This window comes from Actinacidiphila acidipaludis (assembly GCF_019890725.1).
In the GTDB taxonomy this organism is placed as follows: Bacteria; Actinomycetota; Actinomycetes; order Streptomycetales; family Streptomycetaceae; genus Actinacidiphila; species Actinacidiphila acidipaludis.
In genome coordinates this window covers 38,068-51,574 of record NZ_JAINZZ010000023.1, presented here as the reverse complement: position 1 = coordinate 51,574, position 13,507 = coordinate 38,068, and the positions used below count along the sequence as shown (strand labels likewise).

General features: G+C 74.7%; 13 protein-coding genes. 5 read left to right on the top strand and 8 right to left on the bottom strand.

Annotated features, from left to right (window positions below; all coding sequences use genetic code 11):
- Positions 1-274 precede the first annotated feature (274 nt).
- Positions 275-1,390 carry a hypothetical protein gene (locus K7862_RS19345; RefSeq protein ID WP_222964129.1) on the bottom strand — a complete coding sequence of 372 codons (1,116 nt, stop codon included), beginning with the start codon at positions 1,388-1,390 and terminating at the stop codon, positions 275-277.
- A 213-nt stretch (positions 1,391-1,603) separates the two neighbouring features.
- On the bottom strand, positions 1,604-2,218 hold the full coding sequence (locus K7862_RS19340; protein WP_222964127.1) for a helix-turn-helix domain-containing protein: 615 nt from the start codon (positions 2,216-2,218) through the stop codon (positions 1,604-1,606).
- 158 nt (positions 2,219-2,376) lie between these two features.
- On the opposite strand from K7862_RS19340, the gene K7862_RS38275 reads away from it, so the two are divergent.
- Complete coding sequence (locus K7862_RS38275) at positions 2,377-3,159, top strand: SAM-dependent methyltransferase (protein WP_222964125.1); 783 nt, start codon at positions 2,377-2,379, stop codon at positions 3,157-3,159.
- 79 nt (positions 3,160-3,238) lie between these two features.
- Here the strand turns inward: K7862_RS38275 and K7862_RS19330 are convergent, their stop codons facing one another.
- Positions 3,239-4,357 (bottom strand): GNAT family N-acetyltransferase, encoded by a 1,119-nt coding sequence (locus K7862_RS19330; RefSeq protein WP_222964123.1) that lies wholly within the window; start codon positions 4,355-4,357, stop codon positions 3,239-3,241.
- A 30-nt stretch (positions 4,358-4,387) separates the two neighbouring features.
- On the opposite strand from K7862_RS19330, the gene K7862_RS19325 reads away from it, so the two are divergent.
- The 4 genes from K7862_RS19325 to K7862_RS19310 all read left to right on the top strand — a co-directional run bounded on the left by K7862_RS19325 (position 4,388) and on the right by K7862_RS19310 (position 6,898).
- The gene (locus K7862_RS19325) at positions 4,388-4,861 is read left to right on the top strand and encodes a MarR family winged helix-turn-helix transcriptional regulator (RefSeq protein WP_262413438.1); all 474 of its coding nucleotides are present in this window, start codon (positions 4,388-4,390) and stop codon (positions 4,859-4,861) included.
- A 109-nt stretch (positions 4,862-4,970) separates the two neighbouring features.
- Positions 4,971-5,513, top strand: coding sequence for an NADPH-dependent FMN reductase (locus K7862_RS19320; protein ID WP_308012070.1), 543 nt, complete (start codon positions 4,971-4,973; stop codon positions 5,511-5,513).
- The gene (locus tag K7862_RS19315) at positions 5,510-6,058 is read left to right on the top strand and encodes a GNAT family N-acetyltransferase (protein ID WP_222964121.1); all 549 of its coding nucleotides are present in this window, start codon (positions 5,510-5,512) and stop codon (positions 6,056-6,058) included. Before K7862_RS19320 ends, K7862_RS19315 begins: the two co-directional genes overlap by 4 nt.
- A 102-nt stretch (positions 6,059-6,160) precedes the next feature.
- The gene (locus tag K7862_RS19310) at positions 6,161-6,898 is read left to right on the top strand and encodes a hypothetical protein (protein ID WP_222964119.1); all 738 of its coding nucleotides are present in this window, start codon (positions 6,161-6,163) and stop codon (positions 6,896-6,898) included.
- Positions 6,899-6,910: 12 nt separating this feature from the next.
- Here K7862_RS19310 and K7862_RS19305 read toward each other — a convergent pair whose 3' ends face one another.
- From K7862_RS19305 to K7862_RS19285, 5 genes are all read right to left on the bottom strand, one after another.
- The gene (locus K7862_RS19305; RefSeq protein WP_222964117.1) at positions 6,911-7,480 is read right to left on the bottom strand and encodes a Uma2 family endonuclease; all 570 of its coding nucleotides are present in this window, start codon (positions 7,478-7,480) and stop codon (positions 6,911-6,913) included.
- Between the two features lie 12 nt (positions 7,481-7,492).
- Entirely contained in the window at positions 7,493-8,860 is a 1,368-nt protein-coding gene (locus K7862_RS19300) for a PrsW family intramembrane metalloprotease (RefSeq protein ID WP_308012069.1), read from the bottom strand.
- Between the two features lie 219 nt (positions 8,861-9,079).
- Positions 9,080-9,913 carry a tRNA (guanosine(46)-N7)-methyltransferase TrmB gene (trmB, locus tag K7862_RS19295; protein ID WP_372461593.1) on the bottom strand — a complete coding sequence of 278 codons (834 nt, stop codon included), beginning with the start codon at positions 9,911-9,913 and terminating at the stop codon, positions 9,080-9,082.
- Between the two features lie 138 nt (positions 9,914-10,051).
- Entirely contained in the window at positions 10,052-11,269 is a 1,218-nt protein-coding gene (lhgD, locus tag K7862_RS19290; protein WP_222964113.1) for an L-2-hydroxyglutarate dehydrogenase, read from the bottom strand.
- A 426-nt stretch (positions 11,270-11,695) separates the two neighbouring features.
- Complete coding sequence (locus K7862_RS19285) at positions 11,696-13,111, bottom strand: NsdA family TPR-like regulatory protein (protein WP_222964111.1); 1,416 nt, start codon at positions 13,109-13,111, stop codon at positions 11,696-11,698.
- Positions 13,112-13,507: the final 396 nt, after the last annotated feature.

Genomic DNA, 13,507 nt, shown 5'->3' with positions numbered 1-13,507 from the left:
CCCGGGCGAGGCGCCCAGGGCGCCGGGGGACCGGAGGGCGGGTGACGGCTCCGGGCGCGCGAGGACCGTACGGCGTACGGTCGTGGTCACGACGAGCCTACGGGAGCATTCCGCTTGCCGTGCCGTGCCGTGCCGTGCCGGGCCGGTCCCCGGGGACCGCCGTCCCGCGCCGGAGGAACGCGTCCCGGCGTCCGAGGACCGACCGAGCCGTGCGGCCCCGGGAGACGCGTCCCCCGCTCGGCCCGGCCGTCCGCGGAGGACTTCGGGGCCGGTCCTAGGGCAGACGCCCCGCGTCCAGCGCGCGGCCCAGCCGGAAGCCGGCCTCGAACCGGCTGGCCGCGCCCAGGCGTTGGACGAGCGCGTCCACCACGTCCGCCACCGCCTGTGGGGCCACGCCGAGTTCGCGGGCGATGCGGCCGTCGTCGTAGCCGCAGGACATCAGCCGCACCACCGCCCGCTCGAAGGTGCTCAACTGCGGGCCACGCACGGGCAGTCGGCCGCCGCTCGGCGGGACGAAGGGGGCCGCGAGCCGCCAGTAGGCGTCGAACAGGGCCTGGAACGACGGCGTGAGGGCCGAACCGTGGATCCGGACCATCGCCGTGTCGTCCGCGACCACCCCACCGCCGCGGGACGACGGACCGTCGTCGGCCGCGCCGGTCAGGCACAGGGTGTCCCGGTCGACGATCAGCAGGTCGAGGGCGACGCGGTCGACCAGCCGGACCCGCACACCGAGGTCCGTGAGCGAGGCGAGATAGCGGGCGCAGGCCGGCTCGCGCAGCATCGCGGGGGAGTGCAGCGCCCGCATGCGGATGCCGCGGCCGGCCATGCCGGCGACCAGCTCCAGCTGGGTGTCGAGGATCGCGCGGTCGGACGGCAGTGGGCCGCGGTGCAGCGAGTCCAGCGACGCGCGCAGCGAGCCGGCCGTGTCCCGCAGTGCCCGTTCGCGGCTGCCCGGCCCGGTGTACCGCTCGACGACCACCGGCCGCCGCCCGGTGTCCGCGGGCTCCGGGCAGGGCGCCGCCTGCGCCGGGGTGTTCCGCCCGAAGACGTTCAGCAGCATGTGCGCGGCCTCGTTGGCCTCGCCGACGTTGTGCAACTGCGCCCGCGCGTACGAGGTGTAGCTGCCGACGAGGATGCGCAGCGCGGTGTCGCAGTCCACCGGCCACACCACACCGCCGGACAGCCGGACCAGCTCCAGTTCCCGCAACGTCCGCCAGCCGGCGGTGAGCCGGGCGTCGTCCAGGCCCGACTCCGCGCTGATCTCGTTCGCCCGGCCGCCGGCGCCGTGCGAGGCCGCGATCTGGAAGAGCGCGGCCGCGGCGGGCATGTCGCCCGGTTCGTCGTACCCCTGCGGCGGCGCCGACGCGCCCTGTATCGCTTCGGATTCCATCCGAGTGGACCTTCCTCGCCCGACCGGCGCGTCGGCGGTTCCCGCCCCCAGTGCGCGCGAGCCTCCAGCGGTCCGGGTGGCCACAACCCAGCTGGCACAGAGTGTTACAGCAGCCTCGGGACCTTTTCCAGGCTGAATCCGTCGAGGAAATCAAGACGGGCAAAATGGTCGAACCGGACGGTCCCGCCGGGTGGTCAGGGGCGGTGGCCGGCCTCAGGCGGGTCCTCGGCCGGGGCGGGCGCGTACGTGCATGCGCTCCCCCTGGGCTCCGTACAGGCTGAGCCATTCCACCGGCGTGGTACCGGCGTTGGCGAAACCGTGCGGCGTGCGGGTGTCGAACTCGGCGGCCTCGCCCGCCGCCAGCACCAGGTCGTGCTCGCCGAGCGCCAGCCGCAGCCGCCCGGAGAGCACGTACAGCCACTCGTAGCCCTCGTGCGTGCTCTGCTCCGGGCGGACGTCCGGCGGCCTGCCGTCCGGGCCCAACCGCGGCGGCAGGATCTGCTTGTAGGCGTTCAGGCCGCCCAGGTGGCGGGTGAGCGGGATGAACGTCTGGCCGTGCCGGGTGAACGGGCGCGGGTACACGCGGGGGTCGCCGGTGGCCGGCGCGCCGACCAGCTCGTCGAGCGGCACCCGGTACTCCCGGGCCAGCGGCAGCAGCAGCTCCAGTGTGGGCCGGCGCTGCCCCGACTCCAGGCGGGACAGGGTGCTCAGCGAGATGCCGGTGCTTTCGGCGACCTGTGCGAGCGTCGCGCCGCGTTCGCGCCGCAGCGCCCGCAGCCGCGGGCCCACCGCGGTCAGCACACCGGTGATGTCGGAGTCCTCGGTCACCCTTCCATTTGCCGATCCGGCAACAAGCTTTGTCAAGTCGGCGGGGCTTCGCGGACCCTTCGGGAGCGGGACGCGCCTGTGCCGGGACGGCGCGGGGTCCTGGCGCCGGCAGGGCCGGACGGAGTAGGACGTTGCGACGACGAAAGGAACGGATGGACATGAGCAGCCCCGAGGTACCGGCCTCCGCGGAGGAGTACTGGGACACCCGCTACGGCACCGAGCGGATGTGGAGCGGCCGGCCCAACGCGGCCCTGGTCAGGGAGGCGGCGGAGCTCGCCCCCGGCACCGTACTCGACCTGGGCTGCGGCGAGGGCGGTGACGCGATCTGGCTCGCGAAGCAGGGCTGGCACGTGGTGGCCGTCGACGTCTCGCAGGTCGCCCTGGACCGCGGCGCCGAACACGCGGCCGAGGCCGGAGTGCCCGCGGGCCGCATCGAGTGGCAGCGGCACAACCTCGCCGACGCGTTCCCGGCCGGGACCTACGACCTCGTCTCGACGCACTTCCTGCACTCGCCGATCGAGATCCCGCGCGAGCGCATCCTGCGGTCCGCCGCGGACGCGGTCGCGCCCGGCGGCGTGCTGCTGGTCGTCGGCCACGCCGCCCGCCCGCCGTGGGCCCCGGTGCCGGGCGCCGGTGAGTCCGGGGACGCCGGCGCGCCCGGCGACGACGGCGACCATGCGGGTCACCGTGACCATGCGGGCCAAGGCGATCACGGGGGCCACGGACACCAGGGCGAAGAGGGCGACCACGCCGGTCACGCTCACCACGACGTGGACTTCCCGACCGCCGACGACGTCCGCCGCGGCCTGGACCTGCCCGAGGGCGACTGGGAGATCCTGGTCGCCGACGCGGTGGAGCGGGACGCGATCGATCCGGAGGGCCGCCCGGCGCGGCTGACCGACAGCGTGCTCAAGCTCCGCCGCCTGCCCCTGGCCGCCTGACGGGTGCCCTTCGACGGGCGGCGCATGCGGGCCGACGCCGGCACCTCGGGGGATCGCGCCGTTCAGCAGATCGCGCCGCTCAGCAGATCGCGTCGAGGGTGGGCGTCGTAGCCGCGCCCTCGGCGGCGGTCGGCTTGGCGAGCCGCACGGTGCCGTCGTTCGCGTCGGACGGCTCCAGCCGGTACCCCTGCCGCTGGTAGAACGCGATGTTGTGGTGGCTGCGCGCGCCGGCGAAGAGCACGACCTGCTCGCACTCCGGCGGGGCGGCGGCCTCCGCCGCCCGCAGCAGCCACCGCCCGACGCCGAGGCCCCGCAGGTCCGGCACCACGCCGAGGCGGCCGACGTGCCATGCGGCGCCGACGCGGCGCACCCGCACCAGGCCGAGCAGGCGGCCGTCCCGCCACAGTCCCGTCGTGTGCCACTCCGCGAGCCAGGCGCGGACGTCCGCCGGTGACTCGTGCAGGGCCGGGATCGCCAGGGTGTCGTTGATCAGGGCCTCCTCAACCCAGCAGGCGCGCTGCAGCACGGTGACCTCGGCCGCGTCCGCGGGTGTCAGCGGCCGCGTGTAGGACCCGGGCAGCGGGCCGGGCAGGGCTTCGGCCCGGGCCGCCTCGCGCATCGGCCGCAGCGCCTGGGAGACGCGGACCAGTTCGTCCAGGACGCCGACGGCCGCCGCCTCCAGCCGGGCGTCCGGACGGACCTTCCCGTGCTCGGTCGCGTCGCCGATGCGCATCGCGACCGTCGCGCCCAGCGGCACCAGCCGCAGGGTGGTCGCCACCTGCTTGGCGTGCTGGACCGCGCGCGTACCGGCGGAGGTGTGGCCGTAGCTGACGAAGCCCATCGGCTTCCACGCCCATTCGGCGCTGAGGTAGTCCAGGGCGTTCTTCAGGGTCGCCGGCATCCCGTAGTTGTACTCCGGTGTGACCACGACGAAGCCGTCCGCGCCGTCCGCGAGCTCGCTCCAGCGCCGGGTGTGCTCGTGCGCGTAGCGGCCGGTGGCCGGGTGCTCCTCCTCGTCGAGGAAGGGCAGGCGGAGGTCGCCGAGGGAGACCGGCACGAGCTCGACGCCGAGTTCGGCCGCGCGGGGTGCGAGCGTTCCGGTCAGCCACGCCCCGATCGCGGGGCCCAGGGCGCCGGGGCGGGTGCCGCACACCAGGACGAGGACGCGGAGCGGTGCTGCGGACGGTGTCGTTGACATGGAAACGAAAATAACCGCTAGATTGGTTACATGTCAACGACATCGTCGGGGGCCGGCGCCCCGCGCTGGCTGAACCCCGAGGAGGAGCGCGCGTGGCGCGCGTTCCGGCGCATGGTGACCGCCGTCCAGGCCGGCACGGCGCACGACCTGGCGGCGGTGGGGCTCTCCGAGCCGGACTACGAGGTGCTGAGCACGCTGTCGGAACGCCCCGGACGCACCAGCACCCTGCACGAGCAGGCGGCGAAGATGGCCTGGTCACGCAGCCGGCTGTCCCGCCACGCCACACGGATGGAAGCGCGCGGCCTCATCCGGCGCGCGCCGGACCCGGACGACGGCCGCGGCTGCCTGCTCGTCCTCACCCAGCAGGGACTCGACGCCCTGAGCGACGCCGCGCCCGCCCATCTCGCCTCCGTACGCCACCACTTCGTCGACCGCCTGACGCCGGAGGACCTGGCCGCGCTGGAGACCATCGCGGGCAAGGTGCTGGGCCGCGACGTCCGGTGACGCCCGCGGCCGCCGCCCGGTCGCCACATGACCCTGAACCCCCCTGCGGACAGAGGCAGTTCGGCGGAGCCGCCCCCGTCCGCGCCGGGCGGCCCCGTAGCATCGGGGCGTGACCCGTATCCCCACCGTCCTGATGATCAGCGGCAGCACCCGTGCCGGTTCCACCAACTCCGCCGCGCTGAACACCGTCGCCGACGTGCTGGGGGAGGAGATCCGGCCGGTCCTCTACCAAGGGCTGGCGCAGCTCCCGCACTTCAACCCGGACGACGACCACGACCCGCTGCCCGGCGAAGTCGCCCGGCTGCGGGGCCTGATCGCCGAGGCCGACGCGCTGCTCTTCTGCACGCCCGAGTACGCCGGGAACCTGCCCGGCTCGTTCAAGAACCTGCTCGACTGGACGGTGGGCGGCTCGGAGACCAGCGGGAAGCCCTCCGGCTGGATCAACGTCTCGTCCGCCCCCACGGGTGCGGCCGGCGCGCACCATGCCCTGCGCACGGTCCTGACGTACACCGACGCCCGCGTGGTGGACGAGGGCTGCGCGGACATCCCCGTGCCGCGGTCCGTGATCGACCCGGCGACCGGCCTGGTCACCGACCCCGCCGTGCGGGACGCGATGGCCGCCGCGGTGCGGAGCCTGCTGGCCGCGGCATGACACCGGTACGTCTGCGGGCGGCCGGCGAACGGGACGCGGCCGCGGTGGCCCGGCTGCACGCGGACAGCTGGCGGCGTCACTACCGCGGCGCGTACTCCGACGCGTTCCTGGACGGTGACGTGGTCGCCGACCGCGAGGCCGTGTGGGGCGGCCGGCTGGCGGCCCCGGGCCCGGCCGCGGTCACCGTCGTCGCCGAGGACGACGGCGCCCTCGCCGGCTTCGTGCACGTGGTCCTGGACGACGACGAGCGCTGGGGCAGCCTGGTCGACAACCTGCACGTCGCGCACACCCACCGCCGGGCGGGCATCGGCAGGACGCTGATGGGCCGTGCCGTCGAGGTGGTCGCCGAGCGGGCCCGGCGGCCCGCGATGTACCTGTGGGTGCTCGAACAGAACACCTCCGCCCAGCACTTCTACCGGGCGATCGGCGGCACCTGCGCCGGGACCGCCCCGGTCGGGGCGCCCGGCGGCGACCCCGCCCGCCTGCACGGCACCCCCGTCAAACTCCGCATGTCCTGGCCCGACGTCACCCTGCCCCGGGCGTGAACGATCCCGCGCACCGGGCATCCCGGGCCGCCGGCCGCCTCCTGCACGCCGCCGCCGCGACGTACGGTGAGGGCATGGCCGACGACAGGGGGTCCGAGGGCGGTGCGTGAACGGATCGACCTGGGGGCGGCGGCGGTGCGGCTGGCGGCGCACCGTACGCGGTGGCTCGACGCGGGGCTGACGGTCGGCCCGGTCGACTGGCAGAACGCGGACGGTCAGTGGTCGCAGGAGGCCCCGGCCGTGCCGCGCCGCATCATGGTCGAGACGTTCAAGCCGGGGTGGACGGTCTCCGCGTTCGTCACCGTCGACACCGCGGGCAGGGCCCGCGCCGGGTTCGCCTCCGTCACGGAGCAGTGGTGGGAACGCGGCCGCCACCTGCGGTCGCTGGACGACTGGGAGACGCTGCTGGACCACACCGTGGCCCGCGCCCCCGGAGTGCGGCTCCAGCCCGCCCAGTTGGTGGCGCGCACCTGCACCACGGGATGGTCCGACTGGATCCACGGCACACTGTGGATCACCGCCGACAGCCTGGTCCGCATCCGCAGCGGCCTGGCCACGACGCTGCTGCAGTCCTACGAGGCGGGCACGTCGGCCAGGAAGGCCGGCCGCCCCCTGTGTTACGCCCCCGCCGAACTCCTGGCGGCCCACCCCACGAACCGCGTGATACCGGTGTCCGCCATAGCCCGCGCCTCGTTCCGCCGCGGCCTGACCACCACCAGTTTCACCCTCGACCTGACCACGGGCGCCCGCCACCGCCTGCTCTGGCGCTCCACCGAACCGGCCCAGCGCCTCCTCACCGACCGCCTCCTCCCCCTCCTGGGCCGCCGCCTCTCCGCCTGACGCGGGGAGCGCTCAGCGCGCCGCGGGGTACGGCCGCAGCCCGCTGGTCGACAGGGTCCACGGCCCGACCGCCACGTCGTCGCCGAAGGCGTAGTCGTGCTGCCCGTGGTAGCGCGGGCCGTCCGGGGACCCGCCGGGGTCGGTGAAGACCGTCAGCGTCCCCTTGCGCGGGTCGACCAGCAGGTAAAGCCCGATGCCCATCGCCGCGTAGTCGCGGACCTTCTCGACGTAGTCGGACGTGTCGTTCGACGGCGACACGATCTCGACAACGAGGACGACATCCTCAGGATGGAACGGCTCCATCGTGTCCTCTTCGAAGGCCGCGTCAGGAACCACGATCACGTCCGGGCGGCGCAGCCTGCCGATGGAGGCATCCTCGACCTCGCCGCCGGTGTGCGCCACGAGCTGCGCGGGCAACTGGTGGTCGAGCTGTTGGCGGATGCGGAGAGCGGTGCGCTCATGAGGCCGCGACGGCGGCACCATCATGATGATGCCGTCGATCCTGATCTCGTACCCACGGAAGTAGTCCGGCGTGTGCTTGGACAGCTCTTCGGCCACCGCCCGCATGCGCGCGTAGTCCATGCGTCCAGTTTCCTACAGATGCTTCGGCGGCGCGTACGGGTCGCGGGGCGGCGAGGGGTCCGAGGGCGGGGCCGGATGCGGGAAGGGCGTGGGGCGGGCGGGCTGGTGGTAGGTGAGCAGGCCGGGGCGGGGGGCGGGCTGGTGCCAGGGAGCGGGGGCCCACCGCGGCGGCGGGTCGACCGCGTACTGCAGGGCCGGCTGGGCGTAGGCCTTGCGCTGCCACAGGTGGTGGAGCAACTCGGCCTCGCGGGCCGCGTAGTCGGGGGCGGGGGCGCCGCGCGTCGCGGCCCCGCGCAGGAACGCCAGATGCGTGGCGAACGCCGCGTACTCCCGCACCGCCCGTGCCGCCACCTCGCCCTGGAACCGCCGCGCGACCCTCCGCGCCTCCGCCCGGATAGCCATCGAGCCCAGCGCCCCGGGCTCGGCCGGCGTCAGCCAGCCCGCCGAGGCGTAGGCCACCAGATGCCTCCGCACGGTCCGCAGTTCGTTCGACCGCGCCCAGAACGCCAGCCACACCAGCATGCCGAACGCCGGGATCATCACGGCCACGTACAACGTCAGGAACGTCACCGGCGAGGTCATCGACGAGCCGTTCCACGTGCCGTGCAGGCCCATCGCCAGCAGCCAGCCGACCACCGGGGGCAGCCAGCGCCACCGCCACCGCCGGCCGGGGCGCAGCACCGCCGCGAGCGCGAACCCGATCCCCGTCATCGACGTGAACAGCGGGTGCGCGAACGGCGTCATCAGCACGCGCACGATGAACGTCGCGACCGTCGTCGTCCCGATGCCGTGCGAGCCCAGGGCCTTGTCCTCGCTGAACGCCGTGCCGATGTACAGGATGTTCTCGGTGAACGCGAAGCCCGTCGCGGTCAGGCCCGCGACCACGATGCCGTCCAGCACCGACTCGAACTGCCGCCGCCGCGCCAGGAAGAGCAGCAGGATCGCGGTGCCCTTCGCGGTCTCCTCCACCAGCGGCGCCACGAACGTGGCCCCCCAGTGGTCGCTCTGCGTGGGCGTGCCGGAGAACGTCGTCGCGAGCAGCTTCGCGCCGTACTCGTTGGCGAACAGCGCGACCAGCGTCGCCGCGCACGAACCCCACGAGAAGGCGAAGACGACGTTCTGCCACGGGCTGGGCGCCACGTGGTCCAGCCACAGGAACACCCACAGCAGCAGCGGCACCGGCAGGATCGCCAGGGCCAGCCCGACCAGGAACGGCTCGGTGCCTATGTGGTGCCGCACCAGCGCGAGGATGACCACGCCGCACACGGCGAGCACCGTGAACAGCGCCCCGGTACGCACCCCTTTGCTCTCCCAGAACGACCGCCGCGGGGCGTACTTCCAGGTGCCCGGCGCGGGCGCCGGCACTTCCGCGACGGACACCGGGGCCTGGACCACCTGCGGTTGCCCGGGCACGGACGCCGGCACGGCCGCAGGCGGCGCGGACGGGGGCACGGACGAGGGAGCGGCGTAGGGCGCGGAAGCGGGTGGTGACGGCTCGGGGTCGGAAGGGGAGGGGACCGGGGACGGATACGTTGACACCCGTCGACAGTACGGGTGACGGGGCCGCCGCGCGAGGGTGTTGCCGCCGGCGGCCGGTGCTCAGACCCGCGTGAACAGCAGGTCGCGCACCACGTGGCCCTTCTCCAGGCCCTGGCGCTCGAACTTCGTCATCGGCCGGAAGTCCGGCCGCGGCGCGAACCCGCCCTCGCCCAGGGCCGCTCCGGCGCTTCCCGCCGCCGGGTACCGGTTGGCCAGACCGGGCGCCGCCTCCAGCACCTCCAGCATCTGCTCGGCGTACGGCTCCCAGTCCGTCGCGAGGTGCACGACCGCGCCGGGCCGCAGCAGCGGCACGACCAGGTCGAGGAACGACGGCTGGATCAGCCGGCGCTTGTGGTGCTTGGCCTTGGGCCACGGATCGGGGAAGTACACGCGCAGGCCCGCCAGCGAGGCCGGCGGCAGCATGTCGCGCAGCAGCACGATCGCGTCACCGTTGGCGACCCGCACGTTCGTCAGGCCGTCGCGTTCCGCCAGCATCAGCAGGTTGCCCTGGCCGGGCGTGTGCACGTCCACCGCGAGGATGCCGGTCGACGGGTCGGCCGCGGCCATCCGCGCGGTCGCGTCGCCCATGCCGAAGCCGATCTCCAGGACGACCGGCAGCCCGGGGTCACCGAAGAGCGCGGCGAGGTCCAGCGGGGAGCCGTCCAGCTCCACGCCCCACCGCGCCCAGTGCCGGTCGATCGCCGCCGCCTGGGCCTGCGTGATCCGCCCGCGCCGCGCGTGGAACGAACGGATGCGGTGCTCGGTACGGGACCCGGCCGGATCGGGGGCCGGGCCCGCCGGGAACTTCACGGCGGCGGCTGCGGCGGGGACGGGCGCGGCCGGGGCGTCGGGGCGCGCGGGGGCGGTGCGGGGGGCGGTGGATGACGTGGACACAGTGCCCTCGATTCTACGGGGACCCGCCGCCCGGCCCGGTGCGGCGCCGATCACACCCCGGGAGCGGCCCGGGGGCGACGGATTCCGCCCGAGACCGGTGAGCTCCGTCCGGTCGGCCGGGCCGCCCCCCGTACCCGTTCACGTCGTGCCCAGCGCCTCCAGCGCCCGGGCGGCGACCTCCCGGCCGATCGGCAGCGCGGCCGTCGCGGCGGGCGAGGGCGCGTTCAGCACGTGGACGAAGGGGCCCTCGCCGCCGAAGAGGAAGTCGTCGACGAGCGTGCCGTCCGGCAGCACCGCCTGGGCCCGCACACCGGCCGGCGCCGGCACCAGGTCCTCGGGCCGCAGTGCGGGCAGCAGTCGCCGGGCGTCCGCGGTGAACGCCCGCTTCGACAGCGAACGGCGGATCTCGCCGGCCTCCTGACGCCAGTGGCGGCGGGCGATCCGCCAGGTGCCGGGGAAGGCCGCGGTGTCCAGCATGTCGCGGAGCTTGACCGTGCTGCGCCGGTAGCCCTCGCGGGCCAGCGCGGGCACGGCGTTCGGCCCGAGGTGGACGCCGCCGTGCACCGACCGGGTCAGGTGCACGCCGAGGAAGGGGAACGCGGGGTCCGGCACCGGGTACACCAGGCCGCGCACCAGGCCCTGGCGCCGCGGCACCAGCTCGTAGAACTCGCCCCGGAACGGCACGATGCGCATGCCCGGCTCGTGCCCGGCCAGACGCGCCAGCCGGTCGCTGTGCAGGCCCGCGCAGTTGACCAGCACCCGGGTGCGCAGGGCCGTGCCGTCCCCGGTGCGGACGGTGATGGCGGCGCCGTCGCGGTCGATCGCGGTGACCTCGCGGCCGTAGCGGACGGTGCCGCCCGCGTCCGTCACCAGGCGGGCGAGCGCCGCGGCGACGCCGCCGAAGTCGCAGATGCCGGTGGACGCGACGTGGATCGCGGCGAGCCCGGCGATCTCCGGCTCCCGTTCGGCGATCTGCGCCGGACCCAACTCCCGCACTGCCAGTCCGTGTTCGCGGCCGCGCTGGATCAACGCGTGCAGCCGCGGCAGCTCGTCCTGCCGGGTGGCGACGATCAGCTTGCCGGTGACCTCGTACGCGATGCCGTGCTCGGCGCAGAACTTGGGCGTCTCGGCCGAACCCTCCAGCGCGTAACGGGCCTTGAGGCTGCCGGGCCGGTAGTAGATGCCGCTGTGGATGACCCCGCTGTTGCGCCCGGTCTGGTGGCGGGCCGGGCCGTCCTCCTTGTCGAGCACCGTGACCGACAGGTGCGGGGCCTCGCGGAGCAGGGCGTACGCCGTCGCCAGGCCGACGATTCCGGCGCCGACCACCAGGACGTCCGTACGGCTCGGGGTGGTCATCTGCTCTCGGCTCCTCGGTGCTTCGGGTCGGGTGGACGGTCGGACGGGTGGACGGTCGGTCGGGTCGACGAGCGGACCGGTCGGCGGGACCGGGCGGAGGACGGCGGGACGTGCGGGACGTGCGGGAGGCGCTGCCGGTACGGGTGGTGTCGCTGGTGCCTTCGGTGCTGGTCAGGCGGGCGTACGCGCTCCGCTCCCGGAGCGGATGTACCCCGCGCGGGCCCGTGTCACTCCGGCGGACAGGGCAACAACCGCCGACGACGGCGCCAACCGCCGGCGAGGGCCCGGGAGCGCGGCGACGGGGCCTCCTGGTGGCGGCCGTACTGCCCGGCCGCGGGGCTCGCGGGCCCGGGGCCCAGGGCTGCCGGAGCCGGGCGGGGCCCAGGGCTGCCGGGTTCCGGGCGGGGGGCCGCCCGCGGCGGCCGGTCAGGCCGGGGCCGCCAGCAGCGGACGGGCCCGCTCCCGCAGTTCCAGCACGCGCGGCTCGTCGTTGTACGGCTCCAGCCGGTGCAGCAGGTCCCGGACGTACTCCGTGGTGCGGACCGACGAGATGCGGTTGGCCACCTCGACCGCCTTCACCCCCGCGGCGCAGCAGGCGTCGAGGTTGCCGGACTCCAGTTCGGCGACCGCGGAGACCACCAGCCGCAGCCCGTGCGACCGGACGAACTCCTCCGTCGGCCGGGCCAGCGCCTGTTCGGTGAACCGTTGCACCTGCCGCGGGATCTTCAGGTCGCGATAGCACTCGGCGGCGTCCGCGGCGAGCCGGTCGTAGGAGTAGAAGCCCAGCCAGCTCGGGTCGGCGTCGCCCTCCCGGGCCCGCTCCAGCAGCCCCTCGGCCGCGGCCAGCGACGCCCCGCAGGCCGCCGCCTCGCCCGCCTTGGCGTGCGCCCGCGCCTCCACCAGATGGAAGAAGCTCATGGTCCGGGCGGTGGCCAGCCCGCGGTTGCGCTCCAGCGCGGCCTGGGCGAGGTCCACGCCCTCGTCGGCGAAGTTCCGGTACGTGGCCTGCAGCGACATCGACGCCAGGACGTAGCCGCCGAGCGGTACGTCGGCGGCCGCCCGGGCCAGCCGCAGCGCCTGGATGTAGTAGCGCTGCGCGGCCTCCTGCTGGCCGGTGTCGAACGCCATCCACCCGGCCAGGCGGGTGAGTTCGGCGGTCGCGCCGAACAGCGCGCGACCCACGTCGTCGCTGTAGGAACCGAGCAGCAGCGGTGCGGCCTCGACCCGCAGGCACTCCGGCACCATGCCCGAACGCCAGTCGCCGCCACCGTACTTGGAGTCCCAGCGGCGGGCGTCCTCGGCGGCCTCGCGGAGCTTCGTGACGTCCGTGTGCCCCACATGCGCCATGCCGGGCGCGGGCGCGTCCCGGGCCACCGTCGCGTCGGCCGGGGTGATCAACCACCGCGAAGCGGGCGTGACGTAAGCGCTCACTGCGAAAGATCCGGCCAGCGTCTGCCAGATGCCCGCACCCCCGGGCCCGCGCCGCCCGCCGAGGTCCAGCCGCCACAGATCGGTGGCCGATTTCACCGCCTCGGAGACGTCCCGGGGGAAGGCGAGGCCCACCTCCGGCGCCGGATCGGCGTCCGCCAGACCTATCTCGTGCAGCGGCACCGGACGGCCGAGCTTCCCGGCGATCGCGGCGGCGATGAGATGCGGCGCCGCGCCCTGCGGCACCATTCCCTTGGTGACCCAGCGGGCCACGGACGTCTTGTCATAACGCAGCGTCAGACCGCGTTGCGCGCCGAGGTCGTTGACCCGCCGGGCGAGTCCCGCGTTGCTGATGCCCGCCACGCCGAGAAGGGCGCCGAGTTTCTCGTTCGGCCCGCGGTGTTCTCTGTTCACTGCGGTTCACCTCGTGATGCCGCTGGGGGCAGGCCGGCCGGCCTGGTCATGTCGTGGGGTACGGGGGTCGCCCTCCCCATGGAACCCGATTCAGCCACCACGCGGACCCCTTGGGGGCCCGCGCGTCGCATGTGCCGGATACCCGAGCCGCGCGTACGGGTGCGAACCGGATACACCCAGCGTAGTTCGCCGGATCCCGACCGTTAAGAGCCTTGTGCCGGATGGCCGGATTCCGGCCCCCCGGTGGAAGCGCTCCGCGCACGATCCGGCGTGTGCTCCCGGTATATGTGGCCGTGCGCCCGGCCGTGCGCTCTGTGCGGTGCGGCGGGGCGGCGCTTGCATGGTGGCCATGGGTCCGCCCGTTGCCCCGCCCTGCGGCTGGGCGGGGAGGACGGG

Coding starts and splice junctions, on each gene's coding strand:
- K7862_RS19330 (WP_222964123.1), bottom strand. CDS start 4,357: ATGTCAACGACACCGTCCGCAGCACCGCTCCGCGTCCTCGTCCTGGTG.
- K7862_RS19305 (WP_222964117.1), bottom strand. CDS start 7,480: ATGGACTACGCGCGCATGCGGGCGGTGGCCGAAGAGCTGTCCAAGCAC.
- K7862_RS38275 (WP_222964125.1), top strand. CDS start 2,377: ATGAGCAGCCCCGAGGTACCGGCCTCCGCGGAGGAGTACTGGGACACC.
- K7862_RS19315 (WP_222964121.1), top strand. CDS start 5,510: ATGACACCGGTACGTCTGCGGGCGGCCGGCGAACGGGACGCGGCCGCG.
- K7862_RS19345 (WP_222964129.1), bottom strand. CDS start 1,390: ATGGAATCCGAAGCGATACAGGGCGCGTCGGCGCCGCCGCAGGGGTAC.
- lhgD (WP_222964113.1), bottom strand. CDS start 11,269: ATGACCACCCCGAGCCGTACGGACGTCCTGGTGGTCGGCGCCGGAATC.
- K7862_RS19325 (WP_262413438.1), top strand. CDS start 4,388: ATGTCAACGACATCGTCGGGGGCCGGCGCCCCGCGCTGGCTGAACCCC.